Genomic DNA, 323 nt, shown 5'->3' with positions numbered 1-323 from the left:
AAACACGACGAGTGGCTGTGTGATTCGGGAGGTTCCATCAGAAGAGGTGATGAGCACTTGGTCACCCTCTTATGACGAGACGAGCTTCTTCTCCCGCATGAACGTCCTCATTGTGCAGTGCGACGCCGCCATCACCGACGTGGCTCGCATCACCTGCCTACGCGATTTGGAAGACTATCTGGATAATCCCACGATCAAGGGCCTGGGGGGCACCGATTTCTGTCCCGTGTTCGCTTACGTGGACGAGGCGCTCGCGTCCGGCGAGCTGAACGACCTGGGCGGACTCATCTACTTCACCGACGGCCAGGGCACCTATCCCGCGC

1 protein-coding gene is annotated in these 323 nt (G+C 59.4%); it reads left to right on the top strand.

Features of this window, described 5'->3' with window-relative positions:
* Window positions 1–49: 49 nt before the first annotated feature.
* A partial coding sequence (locus tag NE591_RS13570; RefSeq protein ID WP_371130622.1) for a VWA-like domain-containing protein occupies window positions 50–323 on the top strand: 274 nt, incomplete at its 3' end.

The sequence above is a fragment of the Adlercreutzia sp. DFI.6.23 genome, from assembly GCF_024462535.1.
Taxonomy (GTDB): Bacteria; Actinomycetota; Coriobacteriia; order Coriobacteriales; family Eggerthellaceae; genus Adlercreutzia; species Adlercreutzia rubneri.
Note: the sequence above shows the minus strand (reverse complement) of the source record. Positions and strands in the feature narration are given on the sequence as shown.